Genomic DNA, 20,987 nt, shown 5'->3' with positions numbered 1-20,987 from the left:
CTTATTTATCCCAAATATCTATTGATTAATAATTGTACGCAACCAAGAGGTGGCATTAAAACAGAGGCACATTAGCGTGAAAATTAATAAACAGTTCAGTGCAATCCGTATGGGCGATGTTCGTACTGAGTTGAAAGGCAAGCAAGTCGTCATTGTCGGTGGTACCGGAGGTTTAGGGCGTGCACTTGCGCAAAACATGGCTAAACATGGCGCTGATGTTCTGGTCTTAGGAAGAACATTTCGCGATCAAGCCCACCAAGGTATTCGCTTTTTGCAAGCGGACTTAAGTTCGATGCGGGAAGCTGAGCGTGTAGCAGCCCTTATCCCTGCCGAAACACTGGATATGTTGATTTTTACCACCGGAATTTTTGCTGCACCTAAACGGCAAGAAACTGCGGAAGGGCTGGAGATGGACATGGCGACCAGTTACCTCAATCGGCTGGTCATGTTTGATAACTTCATGCCGCGTTTAGGCACGCAGACTCACCAAAAACCCCGGGTATTTGTGATGGGGTATCCAGGTTCAGGTAGTCCAGGCGTGCTGAACGATTTGAATGCAGAGCAAAGCTACAAAACCATGCAAGTGCATATGAACACGGTCGCCGGCAATGAAATGCTGGTCCTTGATAATCATCATCGCTTCCAAAATTTTTCGATATTTGGCCTGAATCCAGGTTTAGTTAAAACCGATATCCGCAGTAATTTCCTCGGTGGGAACCGGGTGATTTTCAATCTGCTGGAAACGCTGATCGGTTGGTTTACCCCGACACCGGAGCAATACGCCCAAGGCATTACGCCGTTACTGATTGCGCCTGAATTAGACCAATACTCCGGCACTTTATTTAACCATAAATCTCAGGCACTGCTGCCGACCAAAGGCATCAATGCGGACGACCATATGCAGGCTTATTTACGTCAGTCTCGCGGCTTAGTCGCAAAGGCATTGGCTTAATTATCCAGTTAACGAATAGCAGAGGTTATTACGATGAAATCCATTTTTGATTCGATCACTTTAGGTAAAAACACCCTACAAAACGCGCTTGTTATGGCGCCAATGACCCGTTCAAGGGCCCATCAGGATGGTACTCCCGGTGCATTAGCAGCCGACTATTACAGTCAACGCGCAAGTCTGGGGTTAATTGTCACCGAAGGCATACAGCCATCAGACGACGGGCAAGGCTATATCTTTACGCCAGGGATTTACACCCAAGCCCATATCGACGGCTGGAAGCAGGTTACGAAAGCGGTGCATGAAAAAGGCGGACGTATTTTTTTCCAGCTGATGCATGCTGGCCGCATGTCTCATCCAGACAATACACCGCATCACCGGGCTGGTTTGGCCCCTTCAGCCATAGCGCCAGGTACGCAAATGTTTACCTTGAAAGGCATGCTGGACATTCCGGTGCCCGAGGCCATGACTCAGGTGCAAATTAAGCAAGCCATTGGCGAATTCAGACATGCCGGACGCAGTGCCATTGAAGCGGGCGCCGATGGTGTCGAAATTCACGGTGCGAACGCTTACCTCATCCAACAGTTTTTTGCCCCAAGCGCAAATACCCGTACGGATGAATATGGTGGTTCTATCGAAAACAGAGCCCGCTTTGCTATCGAAATTGCTAAAGCTGTCGCCGAAGAAATCGGTGCAGAAAGAACCGCGATCCGCTTGTCGCCGGGCACAAAATTGTGGGGCATTGATGAAGGCGCTGAGGGACCAGCCTTATACCGCTATTTGGTTGCAGAGTTGAACAAGCTGCAATTGGTTTATTTGCACGTGATGCATCAAGGTGATGACGAGCTTCTGCGCGATATCCGTGATGGTTGGGATGGCATTTTGATCGTTAACAAACCAGGCCGTGCCCGCGAAAACATCGGTGAAGATATTCGCAGTGGAATAGCCGATTTAGAGGCTTATGGTCAGATGGTGCTGGCTAATCCTGATTTTGTCGAACGTCTGAAACAGGACATTCCGTTTAATACGGCGGATCGCAATACTTTCTTTGGTGGCTCAGCACAAGGTTATACCGATTATCCGCTGGCCAAGGTTGCAGGCTGAACTACCATGCAAATAGTAACCACACAACAGGTCAGCCACGGCTCACATTTTCGGGCACAGGTTCTGCGTGGCTATCAGCAAAAAATTAACCCGTTTATTGCGGTTGATCACGCCTGGATGAGTGGACCCACATTTCCTCCTCATTCACATGCAGGTTTTTCAGCGGTCTCCTATGTGTTTCTCGATTCTGAAAGCGGAATTGATAACAGCGACTCAACCGGGGTGAAGAACCTAATCAAACCAGGAGGATTGCACTGGGCCGCGGCAGGCTCAGGGATTGTTCATGAGGAAGTTCCGGCCGAGCCCGGCAAAACCGTGCATTCGTTACAAATATTTATTGCCTTGCCAGAGGCTAAGCGGTTGATGCAGCCAACGTCTTTGACGTTGGAAGCGGAAGATGTTGTCAGCGTTAAGATTCCAGAAGGAAAAGTCCGTATTCCGGTGGGTGAATTTAATGGCGTGCAATCTCCTTTAAATACACCCACGGATGTGACCTTACTGGATATTACCTTAAACGCCGGAGCCTCGATCAATTTGCAGGTAAAAGCCAACCACAACGCTTTTTTGCTGCCAGTTTCGGGGGCGTTTACTGTAGACCAGCAAACGTTCTCTTTTCAGCAGCACAAAGTACCGGTCTTCTCGTCACAAGAAAATGAGCAGACCATCACAGTGACCGCGTCCGATGCCGGTGCGAAGGTCATGTTTTTTAGTGGCAAACCACTTTAATTAATGAGGATACCAAGATGAGTTTCAGTAGATTTACTGGCGAGAACGCAACGCTGCTCTTGATTGACCATCAGGTTGGCACTATGGGCTGGGTAAAATCTATCCCAATTGACGAAATGAAGCGTAATGCCCTTATGCTGGCGAAAACCGCCAAGATACTAAAAATGCCCGTTGTATTGACCTCCAGCATGGAGGAATACGCGCAAGGACCGTTAATGCAGGAATTAAAAGATGTCCTGCCGGAAGAGTTTGAAAACAGAATTCAACGCTTAGGTATCGTTAACGCGATGGACGACGGAAACTTCGCGAAAGCGACCAAAGCACAGGGGCGCAAACGTATCATCATTGCCGGAGTGACAAATGATGTCTGTACTGTCTACCCTGCTCTGAGCTTGGTTTCAGAAGGCTATGAAGTCCAGGTCGTAGCGGATGCGGGCGGCTCTCCGAGTAAGATGGGCGATGACATGGCTTTACGGCGAATGGAACAGGCAGGCGTTGTATTAACCAGTACCAATCAAGTCATTGCCGAGCTTGCCGGCAGTTGGAGTACACCCGAAGGGATGCGAATCGTGCAGGAAGTTGTGATGCCCTCTCTTCAAGGTGCTTAGCTAACAAGTAGCAGTCTTAGTTGCAATAATTAAGACTGCTATATAAATGGCGGAGACTTCTTTGAGCTAGATGCGGATAGAGGTTTGTCTGAGCCACAATGGTCATCATACGACAAACGGAGTTTGTATAGGTCCGCTTTTGGCACTTAGCAGTCCTTTCAAAACATCGAAATATTCTACCATCCACTACCGCAGCGAGAACTTTGGCTGGCCAACCATCGCCGTCGACATCCATATCTTTCGCCTCGCAAACCGTACTAAATTCGCCCCCGGTAAAAACGTGGTCGAAGTCGAGGAACGCATGTTAAAAGTTGTTCCCGCCGAATTTAAGGTCGATGTGCACCACTGGTTTATTCTGCATGGCCGCTATACCTGTCTGGCCCGCAAACCCCGCTGTGGCAGCTGCATCATTGAAGATTTGTGCGAGTTTAAGGAAAAGGTCTATCCCGAAGAGTAAGGGCGCTACAAGGCTGTGGTTAAGCGCTTTAGTTAACGAAATGAGCAAGCAACAAGGGCTTTCACGCTAGAGAATACTTTCAGGCTAGTTAAGATTTTGCTGAAAGCCCTTTTGATATTAGCCCTGTGGTGCAGATTAATCGGCTTGAGCGGCTTTTTGCTGCAATAGGGCGAGCAATTCTTCATATTTGGGTCCCTGGCCAAACTGGGGTAGCGCTACCGCAAACACCACCAGCGCAAAGGCAATATAAATCGCGTACGGATGGCTCCAAAATCCTGCCAGCAACGTAAGCGTGCCTAAGATAAGCAACATAATCACCCCAACACGTACCCGCTGCGCCATTTGCATTTTTTGTTTCGCGGCAGCGATTAACGCGAGTTCTGCTTGAGTAAATGCCATATCCAATCCTTTGCAGTAAACCTATCCGATAAAAATAACCCTCAGGCACAGTTTGCACCTGAGGGCGGTTTTACTGCAACAATTTGCTAACGGTATTACTGAACTAACACAGCCTCGGGTACGGACCATTGGCTAACCAACCATTCACCCTGCCAATTTTGAATCGATACCCACAGGCTATCCGTTGCCGCTAACTTAGCGCCGGTTATCGCATGCACATGCTGGCCATGTTTGCTGCCATGCAACACACCATTTTCACCTTTTTGCAGGGCTTCTAATGGCAAAGCCTCTGGGCCGATATTGGCATAACCTTGGCGAATATGGGCGACATCACCCTGTTCAAAGATCAACATAAAATCTTTTACGTAATCATCATGGTGTTTGTAAGGCGCCTTTAAATCTAAAGGCATTGGCGCGATTTTAAATTCACCAAGCTGCTGGCTCGGCCAAGCGGGTGGAAGGCTTGGGCTAAGCGACTGATAGAGAAACACTAAGGGTAAAATCAAAATCAAGCCACTGAGCTTATATTTATGCTTTAACCAAAATACCGATGATGCCATTAGCGAGCCTCCCCTATCATATCTGCGGCTAAGTCTTTGGTTTCGGCCTGTTTAAAGGCGCGGACATGGCGCAATCCCCACATCATAAAACCAGTGATCGACATCCCAGAAAGCACCAGCCCAAAGAAGAACCAAATCAATTTAGTCCAAATACCAGCTAAGGTGCCGTAATGCAGCGGATCAGCAATATGCATTAAGGTTTGCATACCTGTCATGGTTTCTGGCGAGGTAGCACTGGCGATTTCGCCGGTCCACGGGTTAATGCTGAGACTATAGGAATATTGATCGTAAAAAATATGATCGCCACTGCCGCTTAAATGGTACATATCCCGTTGATGCTCAGGTAGCATCACATAGCTTGGTTGAAAATCGGGGAAACGCTGCTTGGCTAAACTTAAAGCCTCAGTAAAAGAGACATTAGCGCTTGGCAGTTGCGTATCACCAGCTTGCATCAAAGGCACTTGCTCGGCGGCAATCATAGGCGCATGGGATTCAATATCGATATCGGCATGCCAGAAGATGGCTTGGACTAAATACCACAGCCCTGTGAGGCTCATAATCGCGATAAACCAAATCGACCAGACGCCGGAGAGTTTATGCAGATCCGACAATAGAGTCTTCTTGCCTTGGGTGAGTCTAAGTTTTGGGGCAAAAAAACTGCGCCAAAAACGTTTATAAACGATGAGTCCCGTTACCAATGAGGCAAGCATCAAGAGGGCCATAGAGCACACAAGGTAATACCCCACGCTATAGCCGCTCTGCCAAGGGAATAACAGCCAACCATGTAATGAGCGCATAAAACCGATAAAGGTTAGTCCTTCATTGATCTGCTGGATCTCGCCCGTATATTGATTCACATAGGCGATGGCATAGGGTTTATCGGCATCGGTAAAGGTAATGGCATTGACTAAATAAGGTTCGAGGGTCATTGCCCCCATCACTTGCGCATTTGGATACGCCTTTTCGACCACCAGCATCAACTCGTCGACGGGTTTTGCGGGTAATTCGTTAGGATTAGTCGCACGAGCCGCAGGGTTGGTCAGCCAAGTCAACTCATGACTCAACACGGCCACAGTGCCCGTTAAACAGATAAAACTGAATAAAATCCAGATGGGCAATGACACCCAACCGTGTAACATAAACCAGAAGCGATTACTTATTTTCGCCATGGGGGATTGTTTCCTACCTCTTTTAGAATCCCAACAGTGTAAAGGTAATGCGAATTGTTATCAATACAGCATATTGATAATACGATAGGTTTATAAGATTTGTCACAAATTAGGCCGAGTTGCGCAATAGCTCGCAACTCGAATGCGGTCAATAATGCTTAAAGATCCCATCGATTAGACAAAACCAGAGAGTGATTTCACTATGCATAAGGTATTCGTTACCCTCGTTTTTTTAACGTCTAGCTTCATTGTTCAAGCCAATACCATCAGTGTTGAGCAAGTCTCTGAGCAAGTACAGCTTTTAAAAGGCATCGATTACGGCACCAATATTGGCCTGATATTGACGCAGGATGGTTTGGTGCTTATCGATCCTATGCCTGGGAATGAACACTTAAGTGCTCTGGATGATGTGATTCAATCCCTCTATGCCAAACCCGCTAAATTCATCTTAAATACCCATGAACACGTCGATCATACCGGTGGTAATCAATATTTTATTCAACAAGGCGCGCACCTAGTGCCAACGCAAAACACTGTTCCATTGCAAAAAGTTCCGTCACAAAAAGTATCTTCACAAAAAGTTCCATCACAAAATACAGCCCCGATGCAGAACACGGTGGCAGCGAAAAATACTGTGCCATTGCAATCCGTGATACCCGATATATTGGCCACCCAAGTTTCTTCCCATTCATCTGCCGACTGGATTTATTTTCATCCACAGAGCAACAGCCTGTTTGTCGGCGATATTGTCGATAACAGCTGGCACCCGACTTTTTATACGGGTGGTATTAGTGGATTTAATGCCGCCATCAACCATATTTTAGCCATAGGTAATGAGGACAGCCTTATCGTGCCCGGGCATGGTAAGCCAAGTAGTAAGGCATCCCTGCGCCGCTTTCAGCAAAACACTAATGACTGGGTTCAACAAATCGAGTCGCTAATTGACTCAGGCAAAAGTGTGGAACAGATAACCCAACATCCACAGATCGCAGAGCTGGTTGCGCGCTTTAATCAGGAGAGCAAATCCCCTTTTCTGCCGCCAAAAGCCTTGAGGAAATTTATCGAACGTACCATTGCCGTGATAGAAAAAGAACGTCAAACAACGGGAAAATAACGGATAAATACTATTTTAAGGACGAAAGTTGATAGCCAGAGTTTACAAAGCTAATGCTCCAACGGCTTAGCGGGCCGGGCAATACTACTCGCAACTCAATAGCCCTCAATCCCAAATACATCAACCTACGCTTGAGGAGATTAACTAAGGATAAAAACCGAAACAAAAACAGTCTAACATACTGTTATTATGAAATTTTATTAATTATCTTGTCTGTCGCTTCAGGGGAATAATTCTTTAGTCAAAACAGAAGTTCCGCTACAATACCCATCTTTGTTTTAGAGAGTCCTTGCGAGTATGTCCTATCCACAGCCCTTAGCCGATGCGCCTCAGTCCCATACGCATATGCACCGTCAATTGGCTGAGCCACAACCTAGGATTTGCCTTCGCACACTCGCAGAGCAACTTAAACTTGAGCAAGTGACCATTATTGGCAATGCCTCTGGCGAGTGGCAGCCCGCGGCCGAAGGCCTCACCTTTATCTTTAATGGCACACAATGGTCGCAGCAGAATGCTCCCCAAGGTCAAGTGGTCAATATTGCCAATGGCGGCTTTGCTGAGTCGCAGTATGCCTTTGAAGTTCAAGGTCATCCGCAAGCTGTGCAACTGGCGAAAGCATTGACACAAGTCGCCACCGATCTCACCGCATCCCTTGGTTGTTGGCCATCTTCAGGCTTAACGACAGTTGTACTCATGCTGCAATTGGCAAATCACGTACAGGTTCAGCGGATGTCGCTGTTGCCGAGCTTACAGCGCAGTATTGAACTACCAGAGACACGCCATTTACCCTGCATGGTGCATAACTGGCTAGGGGAAAGAAGAATCGCCAAGACGCTGCTGTGTGAACGCTTAGATTGGGCCGAGTTTACTCTAATGCCTTGGGAGCCAATGTCTAAGGACTGTGAAACAAATGAAGCGAGAGAAACCGATAGCGGTAAGAATAAACAAACTTTATGCGAGGAGCCCTTTAAACAGCTGGAATTACTCAGACAATCCAACCTCGCCCCAAGTGTAAGGGAGGAGACTAAACAAACGCTACGTCAGCACTTAGCCAAGCTTGCACACACACCTTATGAGATTTGGCAACAATGTGCCGATCACAGCAAGCTTAAAGCGAGCGAGCCTTTGTTCTTTAATCATCTTCCCGAAAGCCAAGCGAGCCCTTGGTACCTGATGGATTATCACGCCTCGCAATATCTCGATGCCATTCGCCACCAGCTCGCCTATTGCCAGCAGCAACTCACAGACTAACGCATCAGATTTATCCGGTTTTCCCTAACGCCATGCCTAATGGCTCAAAGTAGGCAATCAAGGCATTGAAGATACGTTGTCTATGTGGCTCATCGGGATACGCCCCTTCCTTTGCCAGCGCTGAATAGCGCGTGCCAGAGACTAAATAGGGATTTTGGATCCCTTGATGGGATTCAATACAGGCCTCAAAGGCCCTCGCCATCATTTCCGTCGGTTTAGCAAAATACTGCGCCCCATAACGCTTATCTAAGGCAATTGCGCGGCGCACGTAATCACTTGGCTCCAAATTGTCCTCGGAGAGCAAGGTAACACGAAAGATCTCAGCTAAACGGTGATTAAGGGGATGCTCGATAAGCGGCTGATCCGCAAGCCAGAGATCGCTGGCGCACTTAAAACGCCCTGTGGCGCGCGAAAACGCCTTAGGGGCAACATAGTGGTCAAACGCATGCCAAAACTCATGGGCCAGCGCCCCAGCACCCGCATTTTTCGCTAATGCCAATTCTCGCGCCCCTGGCGCATAGTGTGCCTGCACACCCTTTTGCCCACCATGGCCAAAGGCAAGGCTTAAGGTTTGCCTTAACCCTAAGGTCAACGGCGGTAAATTGAGGATAAAGGCAAGATCTGCCAGCGAATCAAATACCAAATTCGCGGCAATTAATGACTCCTCGCGCGTGACCCAACGTCCCACACGTACATGGCTAAAACCAAAGGTTTGCTTCACATCGAGGAAAGTCATTTGCTCCCCAAAGCGATAATCGGGCCCATGACGATGGTATTGCTGATGGATTAGCACGCGATCCCTGAAAACGGCAAGTGAAAGGTCGAGGTCAGTTATTCTAAGTGAAACAAAACAGCATTTATAGCCCAGCCCCTCAACGATACAAGGCGCTTTAATACTCACATACCTAATGGCACAGACACAAAATCCATTTTGAGTATTTATTCTCGAATTTGCATAAATAAAAATATAACCCTCGGGAATTTTCTAACAAATATGCAAGTCAATGAATAGTCATTCAAAAATGGATGTGAGTGGTTTATTTATCATCAGTCTGGAGGGAAATCGCGGGGGCTGTTGTTTAAGCTAATTGGGGCCTGGCTTATGGGGACTGGGCTAATTGGAGCTAGGCTAACCAAAAGCGGAAATACGCAGGCAGTTGACCTGTCCAACGTTTAAAGGAACGCCTGAAATTACTGGCATCACTAAAGGATAGAGAATTGGCAATCGTGTGCGCATCTTGCTCGGGTTCGGCTAAAAAATACAGCGCTCGGATCAAACGCGTTTCGTCGGCAAGTTGCCCGTAACTTAAGCCCATCTCCGTCAGGCGGCGTTTTAAGGTTGCGGGGCTCATCTCCAGCGATTGTGCCATCTCTGGCAAGGAAAGAGTGCTGCGCATCAGTTTAAGGCGGATCCCACCCGCCAACCCAAGGCGAAACTCGTGCGCTAACAACGCTTGGCGAGCCGCCTGGGTCATATTCGGCGCCGGAGCGATATCTGGCGCTGACATTATGTTTGGCGCCTGATCCAGCCTATTCTGTTGAGATACGATAGGTTGTGACGCTGTGGCTTGAGTTCCTATAGTTTGCGACGCTATGGCTTGAGATGCTAAGGCTAGAGAGTCCCCCACAGAATGACTAGCGCCATGATGAATCACACCATCATCGATGACACCATTATGAATGAGATTGTCATCCCACTCTTCCCCATTAGATATGGCATAGGCCGCGCTCTGGCGCGCAAATAATGAGGGTTGGCGTAACTGGGCTTTGGTCATTGAAATTCGGCAAAGGGGCGCATCAAAGCTTAAGTCCGTGCCAAAGTATTTATAGTAATGGGCCAAATTATCCGGCGCGCGGTAGGGAAAACACAGACTACCGCGCCAAGCTTGCCCAAGCAGCTGCTTACAGGCTGCGGTGAGCGACGACAGACTCAGCTCAATCAAAAATTGCCGATGGCGCTGCATACCTAAGTCGAGACTCACGAGATAATGCCACTCATGCTCGCCTTGGCAGCACCAAGTTTGCAGCCAGGGCTGAGTGAGCCAATGATACTTATGCCAAACGCGGCTTAATGCCTGTAAATCCTGCGCGCAAAACATGGCCGCCGTCAGCGCGCCGCTTTGGGATGGCAACCAACGTTGACCCAATAAAAAACTTAAATCGCCACTTGGCCACAGGGAGAGCGCATTATCCAGCAGTCGTGATAATTGTTTGGGGCTAATAAGGTGATCGGGTTTACGAATATCCGCGATAAAAATCCCCGTCCCGCGCAGTAACTTATCAGTATCCAATTCACGCTGCTTAAACAACATTACTAAACTTGCCACCAGCAATTGGCTATCGATACATTTATCCTGCCATGTGGCGAGCGCGCGCATCAGTTAAGCCCGCTTTCAGTCGAGGTGCTGCGCGAATGAAACGGCTGAGTGATAGGCGCCGCTGAGGCGCGTTTCGCTTTTTTCTGTGATATTTTTTGATTCAATAATTGCAACAGTGTTGCAGCCTCAGCCTTTGGATTATTCTGCTTGTCCTGCCTATCCAATGCTTTGGGAGAGGGTAGCGTCCAAACCACTGAAACAGAGCAGCCCAACTCCCTCACCCCTTGCTGTACCTGCTCTGCCATCACACTCACTAAAGGCGGAATGGCGCCGCTCATCAGAATGATAAAGCGATCGCCAGCATAACGGCAGACTAAATCCTGACTTCTTAGGCTCGCGCTTAGCCACAATGCCAACTGGGACAACAGCCTATCGCCCTCTTCGACGCCGTTTGATTCGTTGTATTGATGAAAATTATCGACATCAAGCATAATCAGACCAAATGATTGATTTTGCGATATTTGTCTAATGAGATGCTGTTCGAATGCCTTGGCATCATTGAGCAGGGTCAAGCCGTCGGTTAACTGATGTTCGCGATGAAATTGCTCCCGAGTTTGTAGCTGGCGATTGACGACGGTCTGCTCATCTCGCCATAACCATAAACCGTAGGTCAGCACCAGCAGCCCGACAGGCGTGGGCATCTTTTCAAACCAGTTATATACAGGAATGGTTTTGACGATAAAAATCTCGTCCAGTAAATCCAAATAACAACCCAAACAATAGCTTGAGAGGCCCGCAATCAACAGATTTGTCACTCTACCCGAGGGGCGCACCGAGACCATCACCATCAGCCAGCACATGCCGAGCACAAATAAGGCGCCCTCGGTGACCACATCAAACCAATCGACCGCCGTTACGGTTTTGGCCGTGGTGCTCTGCCAAAGCAGTAAAGGCACCATAAAGATGATCAGCAGACTCACGCCATAGACGCTGGCGAGCCGTAATGATTTTGCAGGAGTTTCCAAAATACACACCTTGTTTAATAAAGCCCTAAAAGGAGAATTAAGCCTTGTTACTATGGGGACGCAAGTTAGCGGGCTTTTATGACAACTCGGTGACGTCACTTGTCGCGACGTTACGATAGAAAATACATGATTCAAATATAAGTAATTAAATTTAAAGCTAAAAAACACCTTCCAACCTCACAACACGCAATGCTACTGCGGCAAATTAGCTCAGGCAGTTTTCAGCTGGATCGAGAAAAGTGCCATCTTCGCTTAATTTGAGTCCCTGTGAACTCAATCTACGCCGTATTCGCGGACCAAAAAGCATCGCATCCCGCCCTAAAGTAACGAGCCAAAATCTAAATAAACACTCTCTAACCCATTCTAAAATTGGGTTATTTTCACTTCTAATGGGATTAAACGATTCAATCATGCGAGCGCCCCATAACAGCCAACGCCTTCTTATATGACGTTAATTCTGTAAGCGTCATTTTGGCTCAGCCTTAGCTCAAAATCGCCATATCACTCGGTAAAAGCGGGCCAAACCGTACGGCTCAACGATCCCGTCACAAATCTGACATTTTGCTCCCCTAACTTGGCCGCCATTACAAATCAGCCTTCCCACAAGGCTTGCAATAACACTCAACTGAAACGGAACTCAAGATGCAATCTCCAATCGCTCGACAATTAGGTTCTCTGCTGCCACAACAAGCGCATCCTGTCGCTAGGGTCCACAAACGTCTCACGTCGCGTCTCTCAGCCTTAAGCTTAGCCCTGGTGATCGCAGGCTTGAGTCACAATGCTCTGGCCATAGGCAAACTTGAGGGGCAAATTCGCGATAACAGCAGCCAACAACCCCTTGCAGGTGCGACCGTCACCTTAAAAGAGATCAACCTTAGCCAGCAGGCTGGCCGTGATGGGCGTTTCTTTTTTGTCGGCGTGCAGGATGGCGATTACACCTTAGTGGTCAACTACCTCGGTGCGATGCCGACCGAGCATAGGATCAGCATTCGCGATAAACAAACCACACTGCAAGACATCAACTTAAATAGCCAAGATGTCGAGCATATCCGCGTGGTCGGCCAACAAGGCGCATTAAGTAAATCCATGAACCGCCAACGCGGCGCCGATAACGTGCTGAGCGTGGTCAGCGCCGATGTGCTGGGGAATTTCCCCGACAGCAATATCAGTGAATCGCTGCAGCGGGTGCCAGGGCTGTCTATCGAGCGGGATCAGGGCGAAGGTCGCTTTGTACGCGTGCGCGGTATGGCGCCTGACTATAACTCAGTATCGATGAACGGCACGCGCTTGCCCTCACCCGAAAGCGATCGCCGTGCGGTTGCCCTCGATGTGGTGCCATCGGATCTACTGCAATCGGTAGAAGTGAGTAAAACCTTAACACCGGATATGGATGCCGATGCGCTGGGCGGCGCCATTGAGGTTAAAAGTCTGTCGGCCTTCGATCGCGATGACACTTATCTCAACCTCAACGCCGAGGCGAGCCAAGATACCTTAACCGATAATACCAATCCTAAACTCGCCGCCAGCTACAGCGATATCTTTGCCGACAAGCTAGGGGTAGCCATAGGTGCCAGTTGGTATAACCGCGACTTTGGCTCAGATAACGTCGAAACCGGTGGCAAATGGGAATTTGCCGGGGATAACGGCTTTGAGGATGCGGCGCTCGAATCCATCGATGAGCGGGATTATGAAATCAATCGTGAGCGTTTAGGCATAGGGGTGAACTTCGATTATCGCCCGAGCGATGATACCGATCTGTATCTGCGCACCCTTTACAGTGAGTTTGATGATACCGAAACCCGCAACAGCGCTAAAACCAAGTGGAAATCGCCGCAGCAAGCCAATGCCCTCGGGCAAGGCAAAACTACCCGCTCGCTAAAATCACGCACCGAGAACCAAAACATCACCTCCTTTGTGCTAGGCGGTCAAACCCGCTTCGAACGCTGGACCTTTGACTATCAAGCGAGCCACAGCACCGCTAGCGCCGACAAACCGAGGGATATCGCCGGCGCTGACTTTGTCGCCAAGATTGATAACACGGGCTTTAGCAATACTAAACAGCCACAAATTATCGCCCCCGAAGATTACTTTCAAAACACTAACTTTGAATTAGATGAAATTGAAATCGCCGCCTCCAAGGCCGAAGACACCATCAACAGTGGCCAACTGGATCTTACCCGCCAGTTAACCATTGCGGATTACAGCGTCGAGCTAAAAACCGGCGTCAAGCTGAGCCGCCGTGATAAATCCAATCGCGAAGATATTTGGATCTACAGCGACTTAGGCGATCAAGGCGTGAGTGATGAAGACTTGTTATTGAGTCAATATGCGGCCAATGAGCTTGACTATGACCTCGGCCGCTTTGGCAGCGGCATCAATGCTGCGCCACTCTGGCAGCTAATCGACAGCCTCGATGCCGACAGCAATCGCGATGATATCGAGTCCACCATTAACGACTTTGATATCAGCGAAGATATCAACGCCGCCTACCTGATGGGCCACATCGATATCGAGAAACTGCGTATCCTTACGGGGCTGCGTTTCGAGCAAAATCAATGGGACTCTAGTGGCTACGGTTACGATGGCGCCAAGGGCGAGTTTATCGATATCAAGCATTCGCGCGATGAGGATCATTGGCTGCCTGCACTGCACCTCACTTACCGCTATAGCGACAATACCGTGCTGCGCGCCGCTTGGACCAACACCTTAGTGCGCCCAACATTCGGCCAATTGGCGCCGGGATATTTGCTCGAAGAGGATGATGGCGATATCGATTTAACCTTTGGCAATCCACAACTTAAGTCGCTCGAATCGATGAACTTTGACTTAAGCCTCGAGCACTATTTTGGCAATATCGGCTTAATTTCGGCGGGGCTGTTTTATAAAGATATCGACAACTTTATCTATCAGGCGGATTTAGCTGGTCGTGGCGATTATTTCGATGCCCATAGCGCCGTCACCTTTGTTAATGGCGACAGTGCCGACATCTACGGCGTCGAGCTCAGCTATGTGCAAGAGTTTAACTTTTTACCCGAGCCCTTTAATGCGCTGGTGCTCAACTCTAACCTCACTTACACAGATTCCAGCGCCAAGATCAGTTGGCTGGAGGATGGCCAATTACTGAGCCGTGATATTCCGATGCCAAGCCAATCGGATCTCACCGCTAACCTGTCCTTTGGCTATGAAAATAGCTACGCCAGTGTCTGGTTATCGGCGGCCTATAAATCCGAATATTTACAGGAAGTCACTGAACTCAGTGATGAGCGCTACGATCTCTATCAAGACAATCACTTGCAGTGGGACTTTGTCGCCAAGGCCCATTTAACCAGCAATTTAACCTTGTATTTCAAAGGGGTGAACCTGACCGACGAGCCCTACTACAGCTACACGGGTGACAGCAGCTATAACGCCCAATACGAAGCCTATGGCCGCACTTTCCAGTTAGGCGTGCAGTACACCAACTATTAATCACCCATTGAAAAGAACGAAGATATGACAACACCATTTACCCAAATTAGTGCCATAGCTGTGACCTTAGGCCTTATCAGTGCGCCCTTGAGCGCATTCGCTCAACCCGTCTCAGCCCAAGCTTATAAAGGCAGCCAGGCCCAAGCCTTACTGTTTAACAACGATAACAACGCAGTAATCCCTGCCGCCGATTGGCTGTGGGTGAGTGAAAAGCAAGGTTTGATGCGACAAAGCATGCCAAGCGCAGATAAAACGACCCTGCCCGCAGCTAAAACCTTAGTCAAAGGCGAGTTTGAATTGTTAGCCTTTAGCGATCCCTATGCCTTAACGCTGGATCGCCGCGCCGATCGCATTCGTCCTATCATGGTCAAACAGATAGAAGGCAAAGTCGCGACTAATGTATTGCCACTGCTGCCGATGGCATCGTTTGAAATCAATTGGATCTGCATTCAGCCAAGGCCGCAGGATGGCAATATCTATGCGTGGTTTGGCGGCGAAGACGGTTATAGCGAACAATGGCTGTTAGGCGATGCCGGACACTTTATGCCGAAAAAGCTGCGCAGTCAGGCAATTCCCGTCAACAGCACTAGCTGCGCCATCGATGGCGACAAACTGTTAGTGAGTGAGCCCGAAGCCGGTGTCTGGCAATTTGATGCCAGCCCCTTCGCCGACAATAGCGCTAAGTTGGTTCTCGCCGCCCTCAATAATGATATCGCGGGCATGCAAGTCATCGATGGCAAGTTATTGTTAAGCGATAAAAAAGGCGCCATTACCTTAGATCAACAGGCTATTGCGAACTACGACTTAGGGAAGGTACAGGGATTCAGTGGTTATCTAAGCGGAACCAGCACCAACAAGGCAATCCAGTTTGCCCTCTATGATGATAAAACCGATCAGTACTTATTTAGCCAAGCAGTCTTACCTAAAGACCTGAGTCAATCAAATAACGAGTCCAGCGATAATATTATCGAAATCCCTGCTTGGGTTGAAAGCGCGCCATCCGATCGACCCGGCGATACCATGGACGATCCGGCGATTTGGGTGCATCCAACTCAACCGGAAAAAAGCCTAGTGCTTGGCACCAACAAACGTTGGGGACTATTGAGCTTTAATATGCGTGGCGAGCAGGTTCAAGCCCTGCCGTCGGGGCGTATCAATAACGTCGATCTACGCCAGCAAGTGATGCTGGGCGGTAAAAAACGCGATATCGCGGTGGCGACCTTAAGGGATAACGACAGCCTCGCCTTCTATGAAATCGACGCTGAAGGGAAGCTCAACGAGTATCCCAATCAAGCCACGAATATGCTGGATATTTATGGCATGTGCCTGTATCAAGATACCGATAGCCTGTATGTGTTCGCCAATGAAAAGTCCGGCCGTATCGCCCAATACCGCGTCGATTGGCAGGCAAATGGCCCAAGTATTAAACTGGTGCGTGATATTCATACTCCAAGCCAAGTCGAAGGTTGTGTGGTCGATGAAGCTCAGCACGCGCTGTTTATTGGTGAAGAAGACAAAGGCATTTGGCGCTTTAATGCCAAAGCTAATGGCAGCACTCAAGGCAAACTCATCATTAAAGCCGAGGGCGACTTAGTCCCTGATGTCGAAGGGATTTCACTCTACCAAGGCGCGACTATTCACGGTAAAAAGCAGGATCTGCTGGTGGTGTCCAGCCAAGGCGATAACAGTTACTTGCTGTATCAGACGCAGCCGCCCTACGCCCAATTAGGCAAATTCCGCATTGGAATGAACCTTAACGGGATGGAAAATGGCCGTGAAACCAGTATCGATGCGAGCAGTGAAACCGATGGCTTAGCCGTGACTCACTTAAGCGTCGGCACGGGAGCTTGGCAACAGGGAATGTTGGTGGTACAGGATGGGCACAATCATTTACCCGATAATAATCAATCTTTTAAATGGCTGCCTTGGCGCAGTATTGTCGAGAAGTTATCGCTTAACTGAGTATTTCGCCAACTGAAATCGGCATGATCTGGCGAGACAAATGATAACCGAGCCTGAGTGGCTCGGTTTGTTTTTGCCTTGAACCTTTATGCTTGAAACTCGCATCTTGAGGCTGAAATCGCTATACTCCGCGCCCAAATATGTGGCCAATAACTAGCTCGATATTGCAATCCTTTGCGGTTGTCAGCTTTTTAAGCCGTTATTAACGACTTTTTCCTAGGACATACCCTTGATCTCTACCGCAAATATCACCATGCAATTCGGCCCAGAGCCATTATTTGAAAATATCTCGGCAAAATTTGGCAACGGCAACCGTTATGGTTTGATTGGCGCAAACGGCTGCGGCAAATCGACTTTTATGAAGATCTTAAGTGGCGCCCTCGCCCCAACCTCAGGCAACGTGTCTATCACGCCGGGTTTAAAGGTCGGCACCCTAAGCCAAGATCAATTCGCCTTCGAACAATACACGGTTATCGATGCGGTGATCATGGGCGATACCCAGCTGTGGAAAATCAAGCAAGAGCGTGACGCGATTTATGCCAAACCCGATATGACCGAAGAAGACGGCATGCGTGTGGGCGATCTCGAGAGTGAATTTGCCGAAATGGACGGCTACAGCGCCGAAAGCCGCGCGGGCGAAATTCTGATTGAAGCTGGTATCGAAGAGTCCTTCCACTATGGCCCTATGTCACAGGTCGCCCCCGGTTGGAAACTGCGTGTACTGTTAGCCCAAGCCCTGTTCGCTAACCCCGATATTCTGCTGCTCGACGAGCCCACCAACAACTTGGATATTCACACCATCAGTTGGCTCGAAACTGAGCTGAATAAGCGCAAATGCACCATGATCATCATTTCCCACGACAGACACTTCTTAAATGCTGTCTGTACCCATATGGCGGATATCGATTACGGTGAACTGCGGATTTATCCCGGTAACTACGAATACTTCCTCGAGCAATCGGCCCTGCAGCGCGAACAACTGCTGTCGAGCAACGCCAAGAAGAGCGCCGAGATTGAAGAACTACAGGACTTCGTTAACCGCTTTGGGGCTAACGCTTCTAAGGCAAAACTCGCCAGCTCACGCGCTAAGCGCATGGACAAAATTAAGCTGGATGAGGTCAAATCCTCCAGCCGTATCGCGCCATCGATTCGCTTCGCGCCAGGCAAAAAGATGCACCGTCAGGCATTGGTGCTTGAGAACCTCGCCCACGGTTTTGATGGCGAATTGTTATTCGAAGGCGGCGATTTAATCCTCGAAGCCGGTGCAAAGCTTGCGATTATCGGCGAGAACGGCGTAGGTAAAACAACTTTATTACGCTGTTTAGTCAATGAGTTAATTCATAATCAAGGCGTGATTAAGTGGTCCGAAAACGCTTCTATTGGTTACTGCCCACAGGACAGCACCAGCGACTTCGATAATGATTTGACTATTATTGAATGGATGGACCAATGGCGTCAGCCAAAACACAACGATTTGATGGTGCGAGCCATGTTAGGTCGTTTGCTGTTTACCGAAGATGATGCCAACAAAAAAGCGAAAAACTGCTCCGGAGGGGAGAAAAACCGTTTAATTTTCGGTAAGTTAATGATGCAAGATATCAACGTCATCATTATGGACGAACCGACCAACCATATGGATATGGAAGCGATTGAATCCTTAAATAATGCCCTCAAAGATTTTGAAGGCACATTGATTTTCGTTAGCCACGACCGCGAATTCGTGTCCTCGTTAGCGACCCGCATTATCGATATTCGGGATAGAAAATTGGTGAACTTCCAAGGGACATTTGATGAGTATCTGGCAAACCTTGCCAGTGCATAAACCTGCTGCTGTGCGATAAGCCTTTTTTAAAAGGCTTTATCCATTAGCCTATAAGGTTGCCCTATCAAATAGCCCAATAGAGTTACCCAATAAAGTTGCCTAATAAAAAGACGCTTCACTCTACTCGAGATAAGCGTCTTTTTTATATCCCACTCGCATATCACCCTTTATAACACCCAGTGACTGACGGCCTTCACTCCGTCTTCGCTTCTACCAAAGCCGCAAGTTGCAGTAATGATTCCTGCCAGCCTAAGTAACACATCTCCTCTGGGATCACGGCAGGAATGCCCTCCTGAGTGATCTGCAAACTGGTACCGCAGGAAACCTCGGTTAACGCGATAGTCACCTGCATCACGCCGGGTAAATGTTCATCATCAAACTGGTCGGTATGTCTAATCAATTTGTTGGGGATAAGCTCGGTATAGACCACCTTAAAGGAGTGACTGTGTCCGGTCGCAAATTGGGTAAAGCTCATGGAATACCCTGACCCAACGGCTAATTCAAACTCATGAATCGTTCCCACAAAGCCGCAAGGTGGTAACCAACGCTCTAGGGCCGCTTTATCGGTAAACGCCTTGTAGACTAACGCCGCTGTCGCGCGTAGCACTCTATGTAACTTCACTGTACCTGTGTTATTGGGCATATCCTTATCCTTCCAGTTGCTTATAGGCCAATAATGTTCTTAAAGATAGCGCAAGAATCCCATTCGCTATCACCTGCGCGAGAATATTAATTGTCCCCTCAGCTTGAAATGGTTGGCTCAATGCGACGATGCTTAAACTGCATTAAGTGCAATGACTTCGCATCAGAGTCCGACTGCTGCAGAGCGATATCTAGCCGTTCTGCGGCAAGAGTGAATGCCAGATTTGTGCTGTGAGAGGTTTCCGTTATTTGCCCTTTATATTGAGCGATTAAACTCAAAAGTCCCGACTCATTCACCACATTTTTAGGCAACGGCGTTTTAAAGCTCGCCTCATCGCTAAACACGACGACCGAATGGAGCCCTTCGACTAACCCTAAGCAATGGGCAACCGCCAAACAATGTTTATAGTTCTGATGGAGAGGATTTTTAAAGCGGGTTTGTTTGGTAAAGATTTTTTGCGTCCACTGGGCTTGCTTCTCGCCGCCAAATATCCAGCCGGAGTAATTTTTAACTTCAAGGACGAACACGCCGAAATGGGTCAGTAAAACTAAATCCACCTCTGTCAAAGCAGGCGTACCTTCAGTTATCTCATCCATGGGCAAAATTAAATTGCGATAAAGTCGGTAGTCCTCATCTTTGAGTCCCTGTTTCAGTAACTTAGCGACTCGCTTTTCCCCCTGTTGACCTAATCTTTCAGCTCTGTATTGCCTAAGTGACGGACGAAATAACAAGGTCGCTATCGCAAACAGCAGCAAAAGAATTGGAATGACCAAAATAATCGACAGCGACTCGAACATTGAAGAGATGGGAGACATTGTGCTTGGCGCAGACGTAGGTTTCGCTGTTACCACGGCAGGTATTGTATTGGGTTTCTGTTTAGGCGCGTCGTGGCGAACCGTAGTGGGTGTTGCAGGCGGCCTTAGCGTGGATTTAACACCGTTGGCGACGGGCTGCTGGCAATGCTCGTCAAATCTTGCTTTAAGATCTTGGTAGCGCGGCGTAGTGGGATGCCAATCTTGCATCTCACTTTGGATAAGAATACAGATGGCCTCAGAGTCTTGTTTCACCAACGCCCATGCCGTTGAGCAAGATAAGCCGATACTCAGAGCGCTCATCCACAAGATTAACGTTCGAAAAACCATGGGATAAGCCCACTTATCCTTTACGCGTCCCTTCACTCTGTCTGTACTCCTGTACGGTTTTGTTAATGCCCATGGCCGTTATAGAACACTTGTTGGCATGTGTTTTTATCTTACAAGATTTAGCCAGTGCTACATTTGACTGAAATGTATCATATCGGTCTCTCGCAGCATAAAAATCGAGTGAAATCACAGCTCAAACACCGCATTTTCTCAACCTTGGTTTACACTCTTAGGGTATCGAATAAGCAGAAAATCCCACTAATTGTGCCG

The 20,987-nt window shown here is 48.4% G+C and carries 17 protein-coding genes and 1 pseudogene; 10 read left to right on the top strand and 8 right to left on the bottom strand.

Annotated elements, in window-relative coordinates; genetic code table 11:
* The first annotated feature begins 76 nt into the window (after nucleotides 1-76).
* From B5P39_RS12200 to B5P39_RS12180, 5 genes and pseudogenes are all read left to right on the top strand, one after another.
* A complete protein-coding gene (locus tag B5P39_RS12200; RefSeq protein ID WP_217895742.1) occupies nucleotides 77-952 on the top strand; it encodes an SDR family NAD(P)-dependent oxidoreductase in 876 nt (291 codons plus the stop codon).
* A gap of 33 nt (nucleotides 953-985) precedes the next feature.
* On the top strand, nucleotides 986-2,053 hold the full coding sequence (locus B5P39_RS12195) for an alkene reductase (protein WP_088211684.1): 1,068 nt from the start codon (nucleotides 986-988) through the stop codon (nucleotides 2,051-2,053).
* Between the two features lie 6 nt (nucleotides 2,054-2,059).
* Nucleotides 2,060-2,779: a pirin family protein gene (locus tag B5P39_RS12190; protein WP_088211683.1), complete on the top strand. Its 720-nt coding sequence runs from the start codon at nucleotides 2,060-2,062 to the stop codon at nucleotides 2,777-2,779.
* 17 nt (nucleotides 2,780-2,796) lie between these two features.
* Nucleotides 2,797-3,387, top strand: a complete 591-nt coding sequence (locus tag B5P39_RS12185; RefSeq protein WP_088211682.1) for an isochorismatase family protein — start codon at nucleotides 2,797-2,799, stop codon at nucleotides 3,385-3,387.
* Between the two features lie 202 nt (nucleotides 3,388-3,589).
* Nucleotides 3,590-3,844: pseudogene (locus tag B5P39_RS12180) on the top strand (endonuclease III); the annotation flags it as partial.
* 135 nt (nucleotides 3,845-3,979) lie between these two features.
* Here the strand turns inward: B5P39_RS12180 and B5P39_RS12175 are convergent.
* The 3 genes from B5P39_RS12175 to B5P39_RS12165 form a co-directional block, all read right to left on the bottom strand.
* Nucleotides 3,980-4,243 (bottom strand): hypothetical protein, encoded by a 264-nt coding sequence (locus B5P39_RS12175; RefSeq protein ID WP_088211681.1) that lies wholly within the window; start codon nucleotides 4,241-4,243, stop codon nucleotides 3,980-3,982.
* Nucleotides 4,244-4,338: 95 nt separating this feature from the next.
* A complete protein-coding gene (locus B5P39_RS12170; RefSeq protein WP_088211680.1) occupies nucleotides 4,339-4,803 on the bottom strand; it encodes a hypothetical protein in 465 nt (154 codons plus the stop codon).
* Nucleotides 4,803-5,972 (bottom strand): PepSY-associated TM helix domain-containing protein, encoded by a 1,170-nt coding sequence (locus B5P39_RS12165; RefSeq protein ID WP_088211679.1) that lies wholly within the window; start codon nucleotides 5,970-5,972, stop codon nucleotides 4,803-4,805. Before B5P39_RS12165 ends, B5P39_RS12170 begins: the two co-directional genes overlap by 1 nt.
* Nucleotides 5,973-6,174: 202 nt before the next feature.
* Between B5P39_RS12165 and B5P39_RS12160 the strand changes: the two genes are divergently transcribed.
* Together B5P39_RS12160 and B5P39_RS12155 are read left to right on the top strand one after the other, a co-directional pair.
* Nucleotides 6,175-7,086, top strand: a complete 912-nt coding sequence (locus tag B5P39_RS12160; protein ID WP_088211678.1) for an MBL fold metallo-hydrolase — start codon at nucleotides 6,175-6,177, stop codon at nucleotides 7,084-7,086.
* A 297-nt stretch (nucleotides 7,087-7,383) separates the two neighbouring features.
* Nucleotides 7,384-8,337, top strand: coding sequence for a hypothetical protein (locus B5P39_RS12155; RefSeq protein ID WP_088211677.1), 954 nt, complete (start codon nucleotides 7,384-7,386; stop codon nucleotides 8,335-8,337).
* A 10-nt stretch (nucleotides 8,338-8,347) separates the two neighbouring features.
* Here B5P39_RS12155 and B5P39_RS12150 read toward each other — a convergent pair whose 3' ends face one another.
* From B5P39_RS12150 to B5P39_RS12140, 3 genes are all read right to left on the bottom strand, one after another.
* Entirely contained in the window at nucleotides 8,348-9,130 is a 783-nt protein-coding gene (locus B5P39_RS12150) for a CLCA_X family protein (protein WP_086904253.1), read from the bottom strand.
* A 331-nt stretch (nucleotides 9,131-9,461) separates the two neighbouring features.
* Nucleotides 9,462-10,715 carry an AraC family transcriptional regulator gene (locus B5P39_RS12145; RefSeq protein ID WP_086904254.1) on the bottom strand — a complete coding sequence of 418 codons (1,254 nt, stop codon included), beginning with the start codon at nucleotides 10,713-10,715 and terminating at the stop codon, nucleotides 9,462-9,464.
* Nucleotides 10,715-11,680 carry a GGDEF domain-containing protein gene (locus B5P39_RS12140; RefSeq protein ID WP_086904255.1) on the bottom strand — a complete coding sequence of 322 codons (966 nt, stop codon included), beginning with the start codon at nucleotides 11,678-11,680 and terminating at the stop codon, nucleotides 10,715-10,717. The genes B5P39_RS12145 and B5P39_RS12140 overlap by 1 nt, the downstream gene beginning before the upstream one ends.
* Nucleotides 11,681-12,322: 642 nt before the next feature.
* On the opposite strand from B5P39_RS12140, the gene B5P39_RS12135 reads away from it, so the two are divergent.
* The 3 genes from B5P39_RS12135 to B5P39_RS12125 all read left to right on the top strand — a co-directional run bounded on the left by B5P39_RS12135 (nucleotide 12,323) and on the right by B5P39_RS12125 (nucleotide 18,932).
* Complete coding sequence (locus B5P39_RS12135) at nucleotides 12,323-15,148, top strand: TonB-dependent receptor (protein WP_088211676.1); 2,826 nt, start codon at nucleotides 12,323-12,325, stop codon at nucleotides 15,146-15,148.
* 24 nt (nucleotides 15,149-15,172) lie between these two features.
* A complete protein-coding gene (locus B5P39_RS12130) occupies nucleotides 15,173-17,110 on the top strand; it encodes a phytase (RefSeq protein WP_088211675.1) in 1,938 nt (645 codons plus the stop codon).
* A gap of 229 nt (nucleotides 17,111-17,339) precedes the next feature.
* Nucleotides 17,340-18,932, top strand: coding sequence for an ABC-F family ATPase (locus B5P39_RS12125; protein ID WP_011622847.1), 1,593 nt, complete (start codon nucleotides 17,340-17,342; stop codon nucleotides 18,930-18,932).
* A 193-nt stretch (nucleotides 18,933-19,125) separates the two neighbouring features.
* On the opposite strand, the gene B5P39_RS12120 is transcribed toward B5P39_RS12125, so the two are convergent.
* Together B5P39_RS12120 and B5P39_RS12115 are read right to left on the bottom strand one after the other, a co-directional pair.
* Nucleotides 19,126-19,575, bottom strand: a complete 450-nt coding sequence (locus tag B5P39_RS12120) for an SRPBCC family protein (protein WP_086904258.1) — start codon at nucleotides 19,573-19,575, stop codon at nucleotides 19,126-19,128.
* Between the two features lie 98 nt (nucleotides 19,576-19,673).
* Entirely contained in the window at nucleotides 19,674-20,717 is a 1,044-nt protein-coding gene (locus B5P39_RS12115) for a nuclease-related domain-containing protein (protein WP_140374514.1), read from the bottom strand.
* Nucleotides 20,718-20,987 lie beyond the last annotated feature (270 nt).

This window comes from Shewanella sp. Shew256 (genome assembly GCF_002196695.1).
Lineage (GTDB): Bacteria > Pseudomonadota > Gammaproteobacteria > Enterobacterales > Shewanellaceae > Shewanella > Shewanella mangrovisoli.
Note: the sequence above shows the minus strand (reverse complement) of the source record. Positions and strands in the feature narration are given on the sequence as shown.

Coding starts and splice junctions, on each gene's coding strand:
- B5P39_RS12120 (WP_086904258.1), bottom strand. CDS start 19,575: ATGCCCAATAACACAGGTACAGTGAAGTTACATAGAGTGCTACGCGCG.
- B5P39_RS12115 (WP_140374514.1), bottom strand. CDS start 20,717: ATGGTTTTTCGAACGTTAATCTTGTGGATGAGCGCTCTGAGTATCGGC.
- B5P39_RS12195 (WP_088211684.1), top strand. CDS start 986: ATGAAATCCATTTTTGATTCGATCACTTTAGGTAAAAACACCCTACAA.
- B5P39_RS12185 (WP_088211682.1), top strand. CDS start 2,797: ATGAGTTTCAGTAGATTTACTGGCGAGAACGCAACGCTGCTCTTGATT.
- B5P39_RS12145 (WP_086904254.1), bottom strand. CDS start 10,715: ATGCGCGCGCTCGCCACATGGCAGGATAAATGTATCGATAGCCAATTG.
- B5P39_RS12175 (WP_088211681.1), bottom strand. CDS start 4,243: ATGGCATTTACTCAAGCAGAACTCGCGTTAATCGCTGCCGCGAAACAA.
- B5P39_RS12170 (WP_088211680.1), bottom strand. CDS start 4,803: ATGGCATCATCGGTATTTTGGTTAAAGCATAAATATAAGCTCAGTGGC.
- B5P39_RS12190 (WP_088211683.1), top strand. CDS start 2,060: ATGCAAATAGTAACCACACAACAGGTCAGCCACGGCTCACATTTTCGG.
- B5P39_RS12160 (WP_088211678.1), top strand. CDS start 6,175: ATGCATAAGGTATTCGTTACCCTCGTTTTTTTAACGTCTAGCTTCATT.
- B5P39_RS12155 (WP_088211677.1), top strand. CDS start 7,384: ATGTCCTATCCACAGCCCTTAGCCGATGCGCCTCAGTCCCATACGCAT.
- B5P39_RS12130 (WP_088211675.1), top strand. CDS start 15,173: ATGACAACACCATTTACCCAAATTAGTGCCATAGCTGTGACCTTAGGC.
- B5P39_RS12165 (WP_088211679.1), bottom strand. CDS start 5,972: ATGGCGAAAATAAGTAATCGCTTCTGGTTTATGTTACACGGTTGGGTG.
- B5P39_RS12135 (WP_088211676.1), top strand. CDS start 12,323: ATGCAATCTCCAATCGCTCGACAATTAGGTTCTCTGCTGCCACAACAA.